Source organism: Modestobacter sp. VKM Ac-2979, assembly GCF_026967995.1.
Lineage (GTDB): Bacteria > Actinomycetota > Actinomycetes > Mycobacteriales > Geodermatophilaceae > Modestobacter.
Genome location: NZ_JAPVBO010000001.1, coordinates 379,637 through 394,730, shown reverse-complemented (window position 1 = coordinate 394,730; position 15,094 = coordinate 379,637). Strand labels below are relative to the sequence as shown.

Sequence of the window (15,094 nt, the reverse complement as noted above, 5' to 3'; positions counted from 1 at the left end):
GGTCACGGGGAGGGCGTCCCGGTCGGCTCGACCACGAGGTCGATGACGGCGAGCCGGAACGGGTTCACCGTGCCGAACCGGGCGGCCTGCTCGGCGTCGTCGACGGGGGCGAAGTCGCGGATCAGGCTGCGCTTGACCGCGAAGACCGCATCGGCGTCCAGGTACGGGCTGCCGTCGACGAAGACGTGCGTGGTCACCGGCACGAACCCGGGCGCATCGGCGATGAAGTGCACGTGCGCCGGCCGGAACGGCGGCCGGTCGGTCGCCGCGAGCAGCTCGCCGACCGGGCCGTCGGTGGGGATCGGGTAGTGCGCGGGGACGGTGGTGCGGAACCAGAACCGGCCCTCCTCGTCGGTGGTGAACAGGCCGCGGCCGTTGCCCGCGGGCTGCACGTCGGGCTGCTGGACGTCGTAGAAGCCGTGCTCGTCGGCCTGCCACACGTCGACGCTCGCCCCGGGCACCGGCTCACCGCCGACCGAGAGCACCCGGCCGGTGATGACGCAGGGCTGGTCGCCGCCCACCTCGTCGATCGCGTCGCCGTTGCGGCGGGGTGGCGAGACGGTCATGTGGAAGGGCCCGAGGACGGTCGCCTCCGTGGCGCCGCCGACCTTGCGGTGGTTGATGTTCTCCACCAGCGACGAGATCCCGAGGACGTCGGAGAGCAGCACGAACTCCTGCCGCACGTCGTCGCACTGCTGCCCGGTGTGGGTGAGGAAGTCGATCGCGTGCTCCCACTCGGCGAGCGTCGGTTCCACCTCCCGGATCGCGGTGTGCAGCCCGCGCACGAGCGCGCCCAGCACCTCCTGCAGCCGACTGTCCGGTGTCCCGGCGAAGCTGGCGACGACGGCGTCGGTGATCGTGTGCTCGTCGATGTCGGCGGTGACGTCGTCGGTCATGCGCTGCCCCCTGGCGGGTCGAGCGGGACGACCGGCGGCTGGAGCGCCGACGGCCCGGCGGTGACGTGGTGACGGTGTGCAGTGTCGTCCGCGAGCCGAGCGGGGGGGTGGGCCGCGCGCTCGGGAACACCTGGGGGACGTGTGCCGTTATGCTGGCCGTACAACTACACAGGGGGGCGATTGGTCTCGACTGCGGTCGTTTGACCAGGGGAAGCGAGCCGAGGAAGGCAACGATGATCTCGTTAACCATCCGTTGCAAAAAACACAAGCGCCGATTCCAATCAGCGCGACTTCGCTCTCGCTGCCTAACAGCAGCTAGGCGAGTCTGTCAGCCCGGGTTCGTCATCGGCCCGGATCCTGGCATCAGCTAGATGACTCACCGCACGCATCGGTCGCGGGTGCGTGTGGGACACCACACAGCGACTGGGCCCGTCATCCCGACTCGTTCGTGAGATCGGGAGGGCCGAGCAGAGGCAGAGCGAACTGCGCTCGGAGAAGCCCTGGTGATGCGTCGCAGGACGCGGGTTCGATTCCCGCCGCCTCCACCACAGGATCGTCCTCGACGAGCTGGTCCGGTTCCCGGGTCCGCCGCTCGAGGTGCATCCGCTGGTGAAGCCCCCGTTCCACCACGTAGGGCCCGGTCACTCGACCGGGCCCTACGTGCGTCCGGTGCCGGTACCCGGGCTGGGGAGCTCAGGCCGACGGTTCGTGGACGACGGTCATGAACAGCGGTGAGCGCGTCTCCGTGTCGGTCAGCACGAGGAGGAAGGGCCGGTCGAACGAGACGACCGCCGACGGGGGTGCCGCTGCCGCCTCCTCGACCACCACGGCGGTGGCAGCGGCCGCTTCGGTGCCCTCCTCGTCCACGTCGAGGAACGCCTGCTGCACGACCCGCGAGATGAAGAGGCCGTCCCGGCCGAGGGCGGAGTAGTCACCCGCGACAGGGAGCCCCATCGAGGCCAGCACGTCCAGCAGCTGGTGCGACTGCTCGAGCTCCAGCCGCGGCAGCAGCACGCCCACCTCCGCCGACTCGGCCGCCTGCAGGTCGGTGAGGGTGGCGGCGTCGACGGTGCACGGGTCGGTGCCCTCGGGCGGCAGGACGGCGACGGCGCTGAGCGTGCCGTCGCGGTAGGCCAGCTCGACCGACTGCCAGCCGTCCGCGGTGCGGTGGGCACCCGTCGCGCCGCTCATCATGTCGACGGTCACCTCGCCGGACGGCGCCGCGAACGGAGCCGGCCGCGTGTCGGTGAAGGGGACCGCCCACCTGGCCCGCAGGTGCAGGGCATTGGTCAGCACGGCGACGGTCGTCGGGTTCAGCGGGTCGTCGAGGAGCTCCTCGATGACCCCGCGGGTGTCCTCCTCGACCGCCGTGTTGATCCGGTCGGTCGCCCCGGCCGGGTCGCCGGCGAAGTCCAGTGCCTGCACGTCCGCGTCGAAGCCCGTCGCGATGTCGTCCAGGTAGTCGGGGTCGGGCTCCATGCCCTCGGCGATCCAGAGGCGGTTGCTCATCTGCAGGGAGTCCGGCGCATCGTCGTCCTCGAGGTCGCCCTCATGGCGGAGGCCGTCGAGCGCGTCGGTGTGGTCGCGGAACGCCGCGACGAGGTCGGGGGACCACTCCGGCAGGTGCAACACGGTCCGGACGGCCTCCGCCGTCTGCCCGCGGCTGGCGGGGTACAGCAGGCTCAGCGCCCCGGCCGCCGAGGTCGGGGACAGCAGCACGGTCTGGTCGGGGGCGCGCTCGCAGACCTCGTGCAGCAGGTCGACACCGAACGCGGTCTGTGCCTCGGCGACGTCGTCAGCCGTCAGCGTCCCCACCGGCACGGGGACGACCTGCCCGCGGTGGCCGAGGGGGTCGGTGCCCGCCGTGCCGCAGGCGGTCAGCGCCGCCGCCGAGCCGGCCGCGACGGCGAGGAGTCGTCCCCGACCGCACCTGGCCATCGCGTCGCTCCTCCCTGGTGTCACCCGCGCCACGGACGGGGTCAGCATGATCGTGCCGGGCCGTGCCGGTACAGGACCGCGCGGCCTTCGTGCTGCTCCCGTGACCTGGGAGGGCGCCGGGACGATGCCGCCGAGGCGCCGGGGCCTGACATCCTCTCCTCGGCGGATCACGACACAGGAGGTCGCATGAGCACGACGGCGGGGCGGGCCCCGGAGCAGCCCGACGAGGAGGAGCGCCGCGGCGGGTTCAGCTCCAGGCGGGTCTTCATCCTGGCGGCGATCGGGTCGGCGGTCGGGCTCGGCAACATCTGGCGGTTCCCCTACGTCGCCTACGAGAACGGCGGCGGTGCCTTCCTGCTGCCCTACCTGATCGCGCTGCTGACCGCCGGCATTCCCTTCCTGCTGCTCGACTACGCGATCGGCCACCGCCACCGCGGCTCGGCCCCGCTCTCCTTCGCCCGGCTGCGCCGCGGCACCGAGGGGCTCGGCTGGTGGCAGGTGGGCATCTGCTTCGTCATCGCCGTCTACTACGCCGCGGTCATCGCGTGGGCGCTGCGGTACACCTTCTTCTCCCTCGACCTGGCCTGGGGCGACGACCCCGAGGGCTTCTTCTTCAGCGAGTTCCTCCAGGCCGGCGACGTCCGGGTCACCGCCGACGTGGTGCCCGGGGTGCTCGTGCCCCTCGCGCTGGTCTGGCTGGCCGTCCTGGTGGTCATGGCCCTCGGCGTCCAGCGCGGCATCGGCCTGACCTCGCTGGTCTTCATCCCGGTGCTGGTGCTCGCCTTCGTCGCCCTCGTGGTGCAGGCGCTGCTGCTGCCGGGCGCAGGAGCCGGCCTCGATGCGCTCTTCGCGCCCGACTGGTCGGCACTGACCTCGCCGGCGGTCTGGGCCGCCGCGTTCGGCCAGATCTTCTTCTCGCTGTCGGTCGGCTTCGGCATCATGATCACGTACGCCTCCTACGTCCGCCGCCGCGAGGACATGGTCGGCTCCGGCCTCGTCGTGGGCTTCTCGAACTCCGGCTTCGAGCTGCTCGCCGGGATCGGGGTGTTCGCCGCCCTGGGCTTCATGGCCCAGGCCAGTGGACAGGCGGTCGACGAGGTCGCCAGCGGCGGGATCGGCCTGGCCTTCATCGCCTTCCCGGCGATCATCAGCGAGGCACCGGCCGGCGGCCTCCTCGGCGTGCTGTTCTTCGGGGCGCTGGTCATCGCCGGCATCACCTCGCTGATCAGCGTGATCGAGGTGGTGATCTCCGCGGTCCGCGACAAGCTCGACACCGGCCGCCTCACCGCGACCCTCGCGGTCGGCGTCCCCGCCGCGGTGCTGAGCCTGGTGCTCTTCAGCACGACCAGCGGCATCTACGTGCTCGACGTCGTCGACCACTTCGTCAACCAGTACGGCATCCTCGTCGTGGCGCTGGTCAGCATGCTGGTCGTCTCCTGGGTGGTCCGGGCACTGCCCGGTCTCGGCGGGCACCTCAACGTGCACGGCCGTCCCCGGGTCGGCACCGGCTGGCGCCTGCTGACGAGCGTGGTCGCCCCGGCGGGCCTGGCTGTCGTGCTCGTCCTCGCGCTGCGGGACGACCTGGCCGCGCGCTACGAGGACTACCCGGCCTGGCTCCTGCTGGTCCTCGGCTGGGCGCTGGTCGTGGCGCTGCCGCTCATCGGCTTCCTGCTCGCCCGGCTGCCGTGGCGCGCCGGGACGCACCTGGACGGACCGCCCCCCGGCTCCGATCCGGCGGCGCCGCTGCACGCGCCCGCCACCACGGACCCGACCCCGCACGAGCGCCGGCAGGACGAGGGAGGACCCCGATGAGCACGGCCGCGATCGTGATGATGGTGGTGGCGATGGTCGTGATCTGGGGCGGCCTCGCCCTGGCCGTCGCCAGCCTGCTGCACCACGGCGCCGTCGAGGAGCGCGCCGAGGGCCCGCGCCGGGACCGCTGACCCCGGCGGACGGCGGGTCGGGGCGTCGACGACGCCCCGACCGTCACATGTCGCGGTAGCGGACGGCTGCGGCCAGCTGCTCCGTCAGCTCCGCCCGGGTGACCTGGCGGCCCGGCACCTCGGGGAAGCCGTCGCCGGGGACCGCGTAGGGCACGACGTAGGCCGCCGTGTCGCGCTGGAAGCGCCAGCCCTCCGCGAGCGGGCCGACGTCGTGGGCGTCGTAGCCGATCGAGTCGAGGAACGCCGACACCGTCTGCTTGGCCGTCTCGTCGTCCCCGGCGATCGGCAGCACGGAGCGCTCGGGGTCGCCCACGGGCCGCTGCAGGGTGCCGAGCTGGGTGACGTAGATGTTGTTGAAGGCCTTCACGACCTGCGCCTCCGGCAGGTGTGCCTGGAGCAGCTCGCTGGTGGTCGTCGACTCGTCGTCGAGCTCGGCGATGCGCCCGTCACGCTCGGGGTAGTAGTTGTTCGTGTCGATCACGACCTTGCCGCGCAGCGGCTCGACCGGCACCTCGCGGTAGGCCTTGAGCGGCACGGTCACCACGACGACGTCGCCGGCCGCGGCGGCCTCGGCCGCGGTGGCCGCCCGGGCCCTCGGACCGAGCTGGTCGACGAGGTCGGTGAGGGTCTCCGGCCCCCGGCTGTTGCTGAGCACGACGTCGTGGCCGGCGTCGACCGCGAGCCGGGCGACGGTGCTGCCGATGTTGCCGCTGCCGATGAGTCCGATGGTGGTCATGCCCGCGGCAAGCGAGCCGCCGGCCGGGTCATTCCCGGCCGGCGGCGTCCCCCGGCCGGGTCAGAGCTCGGCGCGCAGCAGCTCCGCAGCCCGGGCGAGGGAGCGCATCTTGCCTGCGGCCGACTCGCGCGGCAGGTACTTCAGTCCGCAGTCGCTGGACAGCACGAGCGTGTCGACGTCCACGTGGTCCAGCGCGCGCCGCACCCGGTCTGCGACCGTCTCCGGGGTCTCCACCTCGGGAGTGGACAGGTCCAGCACGCCGAGCGCGACGCCCTTGCCGCGCAGCGGGCGCAGGGTCGCCGGGTCCAGGTGCGACTGCGCTGTCTCGATCGAGATCGCCGCGGCCGGCACGTCGGCCAGCTGTGGCAGCACCGAGTAGCCCTCGGGCCGGTCGGCGACCATCGCCGCGTAGCCGAAGCAGACGTGCACGTGCACCGGCCCGGGGGCGTCGGCCAACGCGGCGGTGAGCACCTCGACGCCGTAGCGGCGGGCGACCTCCGGGCGGGCCTGCAGCCAGGGCTCGTCCAGCTGCACGATGTCGGCGCCGGCGGCGAACAGGTCGGCGATCTCCGCGCGCACGACCTCGGCGTAGGCCAGCGCCAGGGCGCGGTCGTCGCCGTAGTGGTCGTCCTGCGCCTGCTGCGCCATGGTGAACGGACCGGGCACGGTGATCTTCACGGCCCGGTCGGTCTGGGCGCGCAGGAACCGGACGTCGTCCACCTGCACCGGCCCCGAACGGCGGATCTCACCCACCACCCGCGGGGCCGGGATGTCGATGCCCGAGCGGTTCCGCACCGACCCGGGGTGGTCCAGGTCCAGCCCCTCGAGCGCGGTCGCGAAGTGGTTGGAGTAGGACTCGCGCCGGATCTCGCCGTCGCCGACGATGTCCAGCCCGGCCTGCTCCTGCGCCCGGATGGTGGCCAGCGTGGCGTCGTCCTGGGCCTCCTGCAGGAACTCCGGCGGCACGCGCCACAGCTCCTTGGCCCGGACCCGTGGTGGGAACTGGTGCCCGAGCCGGTCACGGTCGATGAGCCAGTCGGGCTGGGGGAGGCTGCCGACGACGGTCGTGGGCAGCGGCGGGAGCGGGGCTGGCATCTGTTCCTCCTGAGGACGCGAACGGCCCCGATCCTCCACGCCGGGTGCGAGGAGGTCGGTCACCGGGACCCGGCGACGACCTCGGCCCGTCGTTTCGACCGCCGGGCATCGGGCACCCGGGGAACGTGACCGGACGGGACGTGCCCCGATGAGCGTGCGGAGTCGGCTGGAACGCGTCCTGGGGGCGGTCGAGCGCTGGCAGGTGCTGGACGGCCCGGGCTACCAGGTCGAACACGGCGTCGCGCTGACGTACCTGCTCACCGGTCGGTACGCCCGGCCGCTCCAGGACCTGCTGCACGGCGTCTGGCTCGGCCATCCGCTGCACCCGGCGCTGGTCACCGTGCCGGTCGGCGCCTGGACGGCGGCGTCGGTGCTCGACGCCCTCGACGCCACCGGCCGCGGGGGACCGGGAGCCGGGCCGGCGGCCCGCACCGTGGTCGGCGTCGGCGTGGCCGGTGCGGTGGCCTCCGCGGCGACCGGGTTCACCGACTGGCAGCACGCCCACGACGGCGCCCGGCGGGTCGGCCTGGTGCACGCCGGTCTGAACAGCACCGCGCTCGGGCTGTACGTGTGGTCCTTCGCCGACCGGGGACGGGGCCGCGCGGTGCGGGCCCGGCTCACCGCGGCCGCCGGCCTCACGCTCACGGTGGCGAGCAGCTGGCTGGGCGGCGCGCTGTCCTACCGCCACGGGCTCGGCACCGACCACGCCGAGCGCAGCCCCGAGCCGCGCCGGTTCACCCCCGTGCTCGCGGAGGCCGACCTCGTCGACGGCACACCGGTCGGGGCCGACGTGGACGGCGTGCCGGTGGTGCTGGTCGCCCGGGACGGCGAGGTCCACGCCGTGGGCGGCACCTGCCCGCACCAGGGTGCCCCGCTCGGGGAGGGCTGGCTGCACCGCGGTGAACTGGTCTGCCCGTGGCACGGGTCCCGCTTCGACCTGTCCACGGGCGAGCCGACGCAGGGCCCGTCGACCGCGCCGCTGCCGTGCTTCGAGACCCGCTTGCGTGGAGGCCAGGTCGAGGTGCGGCGCCGGGCGCACTGGCGAGGCCCCACTGCGACGACGACCGTCGAGGAGGCGTCCCGATGAAGGCCGACGAGGTGCTGATCGCCCACCACGACGTGCTGCGCGGACTGCTGCGGCAGCTGGCGGAGACGACCGGTGACCAGACCGCGGAGCGCCGGCGGCTGCGCGATGACCTGCTGCGCGAGCTGGAGGTGCACACCCAGATCGAGGACGAGCTGTTCTACCCCGCGGTCCGGGACGTCTCGCCGCTGCTCTCGGTGGCCCACGCCGAGCACCGCCAGATCGACGACCAGCTCGCCACCGTCATGCGCACGTCCCTGGACGACCCGGAGTTCGTCACCGAGGTGCGCATGCTCGAGTCGACGCTGCGCCACCACACCTTCGAGGAGGAGCAGCGGATGTTCCCCCAGGCGCACGCCCTCGGCGAGGAGCGGATGGAGGAGCTCGGTCGCCAGCTGCAGGAACGGCAGGACGAGCTCGGCCGCTCGGGCGCGATGCGGCTGATCGTGCGGCTCAAGCGGATGACGCTGAAGCTCGTCTGACCCGCCCGGGGTACAGCAGGCTGTACTCCTGGGCCGGTTCGCTGTCCCCGCCCGGTGCCGGGCCCTAGCGTCAGCAGCCGTGGGGACGACGAGCAGGCAGCGCGTGGGCGCCCGGCGAGGCCCGGTGGTGCGCGCCGCCGGCCGCAGCCTCCCGGCCCTGGAGCAGCTGCCGGGTGCGCTGGGCACCGCGTTGCTGGCCTTGGGCGTGCTGCTGTTCCTGCTGGTCGCCGTGGTCACCAGCGTGGTCGGGGTCGGGCTGCTCGCGCTGCCCGCCGGGTTGCGCGGCGCGCACGCCGTCGCCGAGCGGGAACGGGCCCGGCTCGGCCGCTGGGGCCCGGAGGTCGTCGGCCCGCCGCCACCGCCGCAGCAGCTCCGCGACGCCGCCGCCGACCCGGCCACCCGGCGCGAGCTCCGCTGGCTAGCCGGCCACGCGACGGCCGGCCTGCTGCTGTCGGCGGTCGGTCTGCTGCTGCCGATCTACGCCGTCCGCGAACTCACCTTCCCGCTGTGGTGGCAGCTGCTCCCCGACGACGAGGCCACCGACGCGCTCACCTTCTGGGTCGTGGAGGACTGGGCCGGCGTCGCCCCGGTGGTGGCGATCGGCGTCGGCTGGGCGCTGCTCACCGTCGTCCTCACCCCGCCGGTCGCCGAGTTGCTCGCCCGGCGCGGACGCCGGCTGCTCGCGGCGGACGCCGGCGCCGACCTCTCGCTGCGGGTCGCCCAGCTGACCGCCACCCGCGCCGCCGCGCTGGACGCGCACGCCACCGAGCTGCGCCGGATCGAGCGCTCGCTGCACGACGGCACGCAGAACCGGCTGGTCGGCGTCACCGTGCTGCTCGGTGCCGCGCGGCGGGCCGTGCTCCGGGACCCGGCGGCCGCCGAGGAGATCCTCGAGCGGGCGCAGGACGCCGCCGAGCAGGCGCTGGCCGAGCTGCGGTCGGTGGCCCGCGGCATCCTGCCGCCGGTGCTGGAGGACCGCGGTCTGGCCGGCGCGCTCACCGGGCTGGCCGCGACGTCCGCCGTGCCGTGCCAGGTGGACGTCGACGTGCCGGCCCGCTGCGCCGCCTCCGTCGAGGCGACCGCCTACTTCGCCGTCGCCGAGGCGCTGACCAACGTGTCGCGGCACAGCGGGGCCGGCCGGGCGGCCGTCGAGGTGCGACTGCGCGAGCAGCGGCTGTGCGTCCGCGTCACCGACGACGGCGCCGGTGGCGCCGTCGAGGGGGCCGGCTCCGGGCTGGTCGGCATCCGCCGCCGCGTCGAGGCGCACGACGGCACCCTCACCCTGACCAGCCCGCCCGGCGGGCCGACCACCCTCACCGTGGAGCTGCCGTGCGGATCGTGATCGCCGAGGACGACGCGCTGCTGCGCGAGGGCCTGGCCCTGCTGCTGCGTGCCGAGTCGCTGGACGTGGTGGCGACCGCGGGGGGCCCGGCGGAGTTCCTCACCGCGCTGGACGAGCACCGGCCCGACGTCGCGATCGTCGACGTCCGGATGCCCCCGACCCACACCGACGAGGGGATCGTGGCCGCGGTCGAGGCGCGCCGCCGCCGGCCGGACCTCGCCGTCCTGGTGCTCTCGGCGCACGTGGAGCAGGCCTTCGCCACCGACCTGCTCGCCGGTGGCGCGGCTCGGCTGGGTTACCTGCTCAAGGAGCGGGTCGGCCGGGTGGAGGAGTTCCTGGGTGCCCTGCACCGGGTGGCCGCCGGCGGCACCGCGATCGACCCGGAGGTGGTCGCCCAGCTGTTCGCCCGCACCCGCACCGACACCCGGCTGGAGCGGCTCAGCCCGCGGGAGCGGGAGGTGCTGGCGCTGATGGCCGAAGGGCTGGGCAACACCGCGATCGGGGAACGGCTGGTGGTCACCGACGGTGCGGTGCACAAGCACATCCGCAGCATCTTCGCCAAGCTCGACCTGCCCCCCGACGATCGGGCGGACCGCCGGGTGACCGCGGTGCTCCGCTACCTGGAGGACGTCCGCCGCCGCGCGTAGCTCGTGTCCTCACGTGCGAGCTGGGCGCGGCCCAGGAACGGGCGTTCCCGGTCCATCTGTGGCTGGACGTCGGTGAGCGGCGATGAACTGAGGACGAATGCAGCTAGCCCGAGATGCGATGCCCCGTAACGGTCGACTTGGGGAGCTGGCCTGCGCGGGAGTGGCCATGGAGCTCGTCCCCAGCGACGACGACGTCGAACACGAGCTCCAGCCGCAGTGGCTTCGTGATGGTCTGCGTCCAGGTCACCTGCTCACCGTCCTGGTGGGCTGCTGTCCGGACCTCGTGCAGTGGGACCGTCTCTCCCCTTCCGGTGGCCTGGCCGGTGAAGCCGTCGTCGTGCTGGATGAAGGTCATCTCTGCCTCGATGCTGCCGACGGGGGTCTGCATGCGCAGGGCCCAGCGGCCGGGGAGGTGGCTGGTGGTCGGCACGGGAGTCCTCAGGTCAGGCGGGGAGCGGGACGTGACCGACGGGGCGCCAGACGGTGCCGCGTCGCTCGTACTGGAAGAGCTGCTCGACGGCGTGGGCGACCTGGGGTCCGAACTGTCGGTCCAGCAGGTGCAACCCGAGGTCCAGACCGGAGGTGACCCCGCCAGCGCTGACCAGGTCGCCGTCGTCGACGACCCGCGCGTCGACCACGTGCACGCCGGTGGCCTCGAGGACGTCGTTGCCCATGTGGTGGGTGACGGCGTGGCGGCCGTCCAGGAGCCCTGCCATGGCCAGGGCGAGGGAACCACCGCAGACGGTGGCCACCACGGTGTCGGGCGCGGCGAAGGCCTGCTCGATCTTGCCCGGCAGCGAGGTCTCCCCGACGCGGGCCAGCAGGACCGGGATGGTGTCCACCACGTCGGGATCGGCGGCCACCGGGCCCGAGGCGCCCGGGACGATCACGTAGCCGGGCTCCGTGGGGGCGAGCACGTGGGTGGCCTCCAGGCGCAGGCCACCCGTGCCGCTGGTGACCGGGCCGGTGGCGTCGATGCCGACCAGTCGCACCTCGAGCCGGCCGCCAACTGAGTCCGAGCCTGCACTGAGCACCTCGAAGGGTGCGATGACGTCCAGCGGGTCGAACCCGTCGAACAGCACGATCTGGGCCAGCACCAAAGCTCCTCTCGCAGGGCGTGTGGCGAGCCTAGGAACCGGTCGGGCGCGTGCGTGAGTGGCCAATTGGCCAACCTCCGCAATGATCTCGCCAGGTTCGGCGCTACCGTGAGTGGCGTGCACACCGTGGTTGTCCTGGCCCTGGACGGCGTGATCACGTTCGATCTCGGCACGCCGGTGGAGGTGTTCGGGCGCACCACCGTTGCGGGTGAGCCCGCCTACGAGGTGGTCGTCGCCGGTCCACGGCGCACCGTCGACGCCGGGCCGGTCTCGCTGGCCGTGCCGCACGGCCTCGACCGCATCGTCAACGCGGACACGGTGATCGTCCCGGGCCGGTCGGACCTCACTCTGCCGCCGGACCCCCGGGCGGTGCGTGCCCTCCAGGAAGCGGCCGGCCGCGGTGCGCGCATCGCGTCCATCTGCGTGGGCGCCCTGGACCTGGCGGCCACCGGGCTGCTGGACGGACTGCGGGCCACGACCCACTGGCGGGCCGCCGGTGTCCTCGCCGACCGTCATCCAGCCGTCGACGTCGACGCGGGCGCCCTGTTCGTCGACAACGGCCAGGTGCTCACCTCCGCCGGTGCGGCGGCCGGCCTGGACCTCTGCCTGCACATCATCGCCCGCGACCACGGAGGAGCGGTCGCTGCCGAAGCCGCCCGCACCGCCGTCGTGCCGCTGACGAGGGACGCCGGCCAAGCGCAGTTCATCCGGGACGACGAGCTGGGCAGTGGCGGGCTGGCGGCAACGCTCCAGTGGATCGAGGAGCACGCTGCCGAGCCCTTGACCGTCGCCGACATCGCCGCGGTGTCCGCCGTCAGCGCCCGCACCCTCAACCGCCGGTTCGCCGAGGAGGTGGGGACCACCCCCAGCGCCTGGCTGACCCGGTCCCGGGTCCGCCGGGCGCAGCGGCTGCTGGAGACCACGGACTGGTCGGTCGACCGCGTCGCCATGGCCAGCGGCCTGGGGTCGGCCACCAATCTGCGGACCCGGTTCTCCGCCGTCGTGGGTACCAGCCCCACGCGCTACCGGACTGCCCTGGGCGCCGCCCCGCGCTGACCTGGGTTCGTGGTCGGCGGGGTCTGCCTCGGAGGCCACGGAGGCCGGGGCGTCTCGGCCCAGCCAGGTCGAGAGCAGCTGGTACCGGGCGCCTGCGGTGCTCCGCCAGGTCCCGCGCGGGGGGAGTCGCCCGGTCGGCAGGAGAGCTGCGCCGGGCGCGGCTCAGGCGATGAGTCGCAGCAGCGCCTGCCCGGCGGCACCGAGGGGGAAGACCAGCAGCAGCCAGACCATGGCGGTGCCGATGCCGCGACCCGGCGCACGAGCCGCTCGTGCTGCCGGTGCAGCGGCGCCCAGGGCCACCACGAGCAGGGCCCCGAGCGTGCAGAAGACGACGGCGTCACCGGCGTAGCCCAGGTAGACCCCGTAGCCGATGGCGCCTTCGGAGAGGAACACCCCGCCCAGGAGCGCTGCGCTGAGCCCCGCCCAGCGCAGCGACCGCATCCGACGCCAGTACCACCCCGCTGCGCCGAACACCGGACCGCCGACCACGCCGGTGGCCACCCACAACACGACCATGGTCGGGTTGACGCCGAAGTCACGCACCATGGAGACGAGGTAGTAACCGCCGACCTCGCCGAAGCAGACGAGGACCCCGGCGACGGCAGCGACCCACGACCGCCTGGTCAGCGCACCGATGGCGAAAGCGGGAGCGACCCAGGGACTGACTGCGTTGGCGAGCCCGGAGAAGGGCGACGGCAGGACCGTCTGCAGGCCGGACGTCGCCGCTCCCCATGCCAGGCCGATCAGCACGGCCAGGCCGAGCGCCGCCGGGGCACCCAGCCCAGATCGCCGTTCCTCCTGGGGCGCGACGCCGCCATCCCGGTCATGGGCCACGTCGAGCGGACGGTCAGGGATGACCTGCGGAGCCTCGGATGAGGCGGCGGCAGCGGGAACGAGAGTGCTCACCGGCGGAGCCTGGCACGCAACCAGGTCGCCGCGGATCAGCCCACGGAGGGACAACGGCGAACACCCCTCCTCCCCAGGTCGGACCGCCTGTCGATCCGGCACCGCCGTTCTGCGCCCACCTCACCGAGCAGTACAGCTAGGCGTCCCGGCGGCGCAGCACCCACCAGGCGCCGAGCACCGCCGCCGCGGCCCACAGGGCCAGCACGGCCAGCCCGGTGACCGGTCCGAAGGCGTCGATCGGGCGGGCGTGCAGCCGGATGGCGACCTGGCCGGCCCGGTCGGGGAGGTAGACCGCGAGGCGCTGCAGCCCCGGCACCAGTTCGAGCAGCGGCGAGACCAGGAAGAAGAACGGGGTCAGCAGCCCGAGGGCGATGGTCTGGTCGCGCATCATCATCGCCACGCCCATGCAGACCACGGCCAGCAGCGTCGGGTACAGCGCTGCCGCCAGTGTCGGCCGGGCGAGCTCGGACAGGGCGACCCCCGCCGACCCGAGCAGCGCCTGGGTGACCACCACGCTGACCAGCGCGGTGACCGTGGCGGTGGCGAGCACCAGGGCGCCGCCCACCGCCACCTTGCTCGCCAGGAACACGCCGCGCCGTGGGACGGCGACCAGCGCGTCGTGCACCGTCTGCCGGCCGTACTCCCCGGCGGTGAGCAGCACCGCCACCACGATGACGGCCACGTGCCCGAAGTTCAGGCCGTAGAAGGCGAGCAGACCGGCGTCGTAGTCGGGCTCGGCGGCCTGGAGGTCACCGATCGCACCGACCACGGCGGCGCTGATGCCGGCGACGGCGACGGCGAAGCCGGCCAGGCACACCCAGGTCGACCGCAGGGTGGTCGCCTTGACCCACTCGGCGTGCAGGGCGGCGATCACGTGTCGGCTCCGGTGGTCAGGGCCAGGAAGGCGTCCTCCAGCGACCGGTGGTCGGTGCCCAGCGCCTGCAGCGGCACGCCGTGCCGGGCGGCGACCGCACTGACGTCGTCCGCGCGGACGCCCGAGACGTGCAGCGAGCCGTCGGGCTGGACGGTCGCCGTGGCGCCGCCGGCCTCCAGGAGCTCCGCCAGGCGCCGGGCCTGGGGCGTGCGCACCAGCACCCGGTCGGCGGAGTGCTCGGCGAGGAAGTCCGGCAGCGGGGTGTCGGCCAGCAACCGGCCGCGGCTGATCACGAGCAGGTGGTCGGCGGTCTGCTCCACCTCGCTCATCAGGTGGCTGGAGACGACGACCGTGCGGCCCTCGGTGGCGAGCCGCCGCAGCGACGTGCGCAGCCACCGGATGCCCTCGGCGTCCAGGCCGTTGACCGGTTCGTCCAACAGCAGCACCGATGGGTTCCCGAGCAGGGCCGCGGCCAGGCCCAGCCGCTGGCGCATGCCCAGGGAGAACCCGCGCACCCGCCGGTCGGCGACGGCGGTCAGGTCGACCATCTCGAGGACCTCGTCGACCCGGTGTCCGGGGACGCGGTTGCTCGCGGCGAGCCAGCGCAGGTGTGCCCGGGCCGTCCGGCCGGGGTGGGGTGCGCTGCTGTCCAGCAGTGAGCCCACGGTCCGCAGCGGGTCGCGCAGCTCGGCGTAGTGCTGACCGTCGATGCGGGCCGTGCCGGCGGTCGGCCGGTCCAGCCCGAGCAGCATCCGCAGGGTGGTCGACTTCCCGGCCCCGTTGGACCCCAGGAACGCGGTGACCACGCCCGGGGCCAGGTCGAAGGTCAGCCCGGCCACCGCGGTCACCGGGCCGTACCGCTTCGTCAGTCCACGTACCTCGATCACGTCCCGCTCCCGTCGTCCGGCATGCGTCCACGCTGGCCGACCGGGCGCTCCCGCACCTCCACCGCACGGTCCGTCCGGCTCCCTCTCCAGCGGGAGGCCGTGGGCGGCCGG

The 15,094-nt window shown here is 73.8% G+C and carries 16 protein-coding genes and 1 other RNA gene; 8 read left to right on the top strand and 9 right to left on the bottom strand.

Annotated elements, in window-relative coordinates; all coding sequences use genetic code 11:
• Window positions 1–2: 2 nt before the first annotated feature.
• Entirely contained in the window at window positions 3–896 is an 894-nt protein-coding gene (locus tag O2W15_RS01915) for a dioxygenase family protein (RefSeq protein ID WP_269178162.1), read from the bottom strand.
• A 172-nt stretch (window positions 897–1,068) separates the two neighbouring features.
• Between O2W15_RS01915 and ssrA the strand changes: the two genes are divergently transcribed.
• Window positions 1,069–1,444, top strand: a transfer-messenger RNA (tmRNA) gene (ssrA, locus tag O2W15_RS01910).
• 145 nt (window positions 1,445–1,589) lie between these two features.
• Here the strand turns inward: ssrA and O2W15_RS01905 are convergent.
• On the bottom strand, window positions 1,590–2,834 hold the full coding sequence (locus O2W15_RS01905; protein ID WP_269178161.1) for a serpin family protein: 1,245 nt from the start codon (window positions 2,832–2,834) through the stop codon (window positions 1,590–1,592).
• Between the two features lie 186 nt (window positions 2,835–3,020).
• Between O2W15_RS01905 and O2W15_RS01900 the strand changes: the two genes are divergently transcribed.
• Window positions 3,021–4,646 (top strand): sodium-dependent transporter, encoded by a 1,626-nt coding sequence (locus tag O2W15_RS01900; protein WP_269164818.1) that lies wholly within the window; start codon window positions 3,021–3,023, stop codon window positions 4,644–4,646.
• Complete coding sequence (locus tag O2W15_RS01895; RefSeq protein WP_269164817.1) at window positions 4,643–4,777, top strand: methionine/alanine import family NSS transporter small subunit; 135 nt, start codon at window positions 4,643–4,645, stop codon at window positions 4,775–4,777. The genes O2W15_RS01900 and O2W15_RS01895 overlap by 4 nt, the downstream gene beginning before the upstream one ends.
• Before the next feature lie 43 nt (window positions 4,778–4,820).
• Here O2W15_RS01895 and O2W15_RS01890 read toward each other — a convergent pair whose 3' ends face one another.
• On the bottom strand, window positions 4,821–5,513 hold the full coding sequence (locus O2W15_RS01890) for an NADPH-dependent F420 reductase (RefSeq protein WP_269178160.1): 693 nt from the start codon (window positions 5,511–5,513) through the stop codon (window positions 4,821–4,823).
• Between the two features lie 60 nt (window positions 5,514–5,573).
• On the bottom strand, window positions 5,574–6,608 hold the full coding sequence (locus O2W15_RS01885) for a 5-methyltetrahydropteroyltriglutamate--homocysteine methyltransferase (RefSeq protein WP_269178159.1): 1,035 nt from the start codon (window positions 6,606–6,608) through the stop codon (window positions 5,574–5,576).
• 148 nt (window positions 6,609–6,756) lie between these two features.
• Between O2W15_RS01885 and O2W15_RS01880 the strand changes: the two genes are divergently transcribed.
• The 4 genes from O2W15_RS01880 to O2W15_RS01865 all read left to right on the top strand — a co-directional run bounded on the left by O2W15_RS01880 (window position 6,757) and on the right by O2W15_RS01865 (window position 10,163).
• Window positions 6,757–7,695 carry a Rieske 2Fe-2S domain-containing protein gene (locus tag O2W15_RS01880; RefSeq protein WP_269178158.1) on the top strand — a complete coding sequence of 313 codons (939 nt, stop codon included), beginning with the start codon at window positions 6,757–6,759 and terminating at the stop codon, window positions 7,693–7,695.
• Window positions 7,692–8,174, top strand: a complete 483-nt coding sequence (locus O2W15_RS01875) for a hemerythrin domain-containing protein (protein ID WP_269164813.1) — start codon at window positions 7,692–7,694, stop codon at window positions 8,172–8,174. The genes O2W15_RS01880 and O2W15_RS01875 overlap by 4 nt, the downstream gene beginning before the upstream one ends.
• A gap of 103 nt (window positions 8,175–8,277) precedes the next feature.
• Window positions 8,278–9,516 (top strand): sensor histidine kinase, encoded by a 1,239-nt coding sequence (locus O2W15_RS01870; protein ID WP_269178157.1) that lies wholly within the window; start codon window positions 8,278–8,280, stop codon window positions 9,514–9,516.
• On the top strand, window positions 9,504–10,163 hold the full coding sequence (locus tag O2W15_RS01865; protein WP_036333338.1) for a response regulator transcription factor: 660 nt from the start codon (window positions 9,504–9,506) through the stop codon (window positions 10,161–10,163). The genes O2W15_RS01870 and O2W15_RS01865 overlap by 13 nt, the downstream gene beginning before the upstream one ends.
• A 103-nt stretch (window positions 10,164–10,266) precedes the next feature.
• Here the strand turns inward: O2W15_RS01865 and O2W15_RS01860 are convergent, their stop codons facing one another.
• Together O2W15_RS01860 and O2W15_RS01855 are read right to left on the bottom strand one after the other, a co-directional pair.
• Entirely contained in the window at window positions 10,267–10,593 is a 327-nt protein-coding gene (locus O2W15_RS01860) for a hypothetical protein (protein ID WP_269178156.1), read from the bottom strand.
• Window positions 10,594–10,606: 13 nt separating this feature from the next.
• Entirely contained in the window at window positions 10,607–11,260 is a 654-nt protein-coding gene (locus tag O2W15_RS01855; protein WP_269164810.1) for a DJ-1/PfpI family protein, read from the bottom strand.
• Between the two features lie 117 nt (window positions 11,261–11,377).
• Here O2W15_RS01855 and O2W15_RS01850 point away from each other — a divergent pair, with 117 nt between their 5' ends.
• The gene (locus tag O2W15_RS01850; RefSeq protein WP_269171118.1) at window positions 11,378–12,316 is read left to right on the top strand and encodes a GlxA family transcriptional regulator; all 939 of its coding nucleotides are present in this window, start codon (window positions 11,378–11,380) and stop codon (window positions 12,314–12,316) included.
• Window positions 12,317–12,478: 162 nt separating this feature from the next.
• On the opposite strand, the gene O2W15_RS01845 is transcribed toward O2W15_RS01850, so the two are convergent.
• The 3 genes from O2W15_RS01845 to O2W15_RS01835 all read right to left on the bottom strand — a co-directional run bounded on the left by O2W15_RS01845 (window position 12,479) and on the right by O2W15_RS01835 (window position 14,983).
• On the bottom strand, window positions 12,479–13,222 hold the full coding sequence (locus tag O2W15_RS01845; RefSeq protein WP_269178155.1) for a DUF6518 family protein: 744 nt from the start codon (window positions 13,220–13,222) through the stop codon (window positions 12,479–12,481).
• A gap of 136 nt (window positions 13,223–13,358) precedes the next feature.
• The gene (locus O2W15_RS01840; RefSeq protein WP_269178154.1) at window positions 13,359–14,096 is read right to left on the bottom strand and encodes a hypothetical protein; all 738 of its coding nucleotides are present in this window, start codon (window positions 14,094–14,096) and stop codon (window positions 13,359–13,361) included.
• On the bottom strand, window positions 14,093–14,983 hold the full coding sequence (locus O2W15_RS01835) for an ABC transporter ATP-binding protein (RefSeq protein ID WP_269178153.1): 891 nt from the start codon (window positions 14,981–14,983) through the stop codon (window positions 14,093–14,095). Before O2W15_RS01835 ends, O2W15_RS01840 begins: the two co-directional genes overlap by 4 nt.
• Between the last annotated feature and the right edge of the window lie 111 nt (window positions 14,984–15,094).

What these genes read in the sequence shown, in the direction of transcription:
- O2W15_RS01915 (WP_269178162.1), bottom strand. Translation starts at nt 896, where the DNA reads ATGACCGACGACGTCACCGCCGACATCGACGAGCACACGATCACCGAC.
- O2W15_RS01905 (WP_269178161.1), bottom strand. Translation starts at nt 2,834, where the DNA reads ATGGCCAGGTGCGGTCGGGGACGACTCCTCGCCGTCGCGGCCGGCTCG.
- O2W15_RS01900 (WP_269164818.1), top strand. Translation starts at nt 3,021, where the DNA reads ATGAGCACGACGGCGGGGCGGGCCCCGGAGCAGCCCGACGAGGAGGAG.
- O2W15_RS01895 (WP_269164817.1), top strand. Translation starts at nt 4,643, where the DNA reads ATGAGCACGGCCGCGATCGTGATGATGGTGGTGGCGATGGTCGTGATC.
- O2W15_RS01890 (WP_269178160.1), bottom strand. Translation starts at nt 5,513, where the DNA reads ATGACCACCATCGGACTCATCGGCAGCGGCAACATCGGCAGCACCGTC.
- O2W15_RS01885 (WP_269178159.1), bottom strand. Translation starts at nt 6,608, where the DNA reads ATGCCAGCCCCGCTCCCGCCGCTGCCCACGACCGTCGTCGGCAGCCTC.
- O2W15_RS01880 (WP_269178158.1), top strand. Translation starts at nt 6,757, where the DNA reads ATGAGCGTGCGGAGTCGGCTGGAACGCGTCCTGGGGGCGGTCGAGCGC.
- O2W15_RS01875 (WP_269164813.1), top strand. Translation starts at nt 7,692, where the DNA reads ATGAAGGCCGACGAGGTGCTGATCGCCCACCACGACGTGCTGCGCGGA.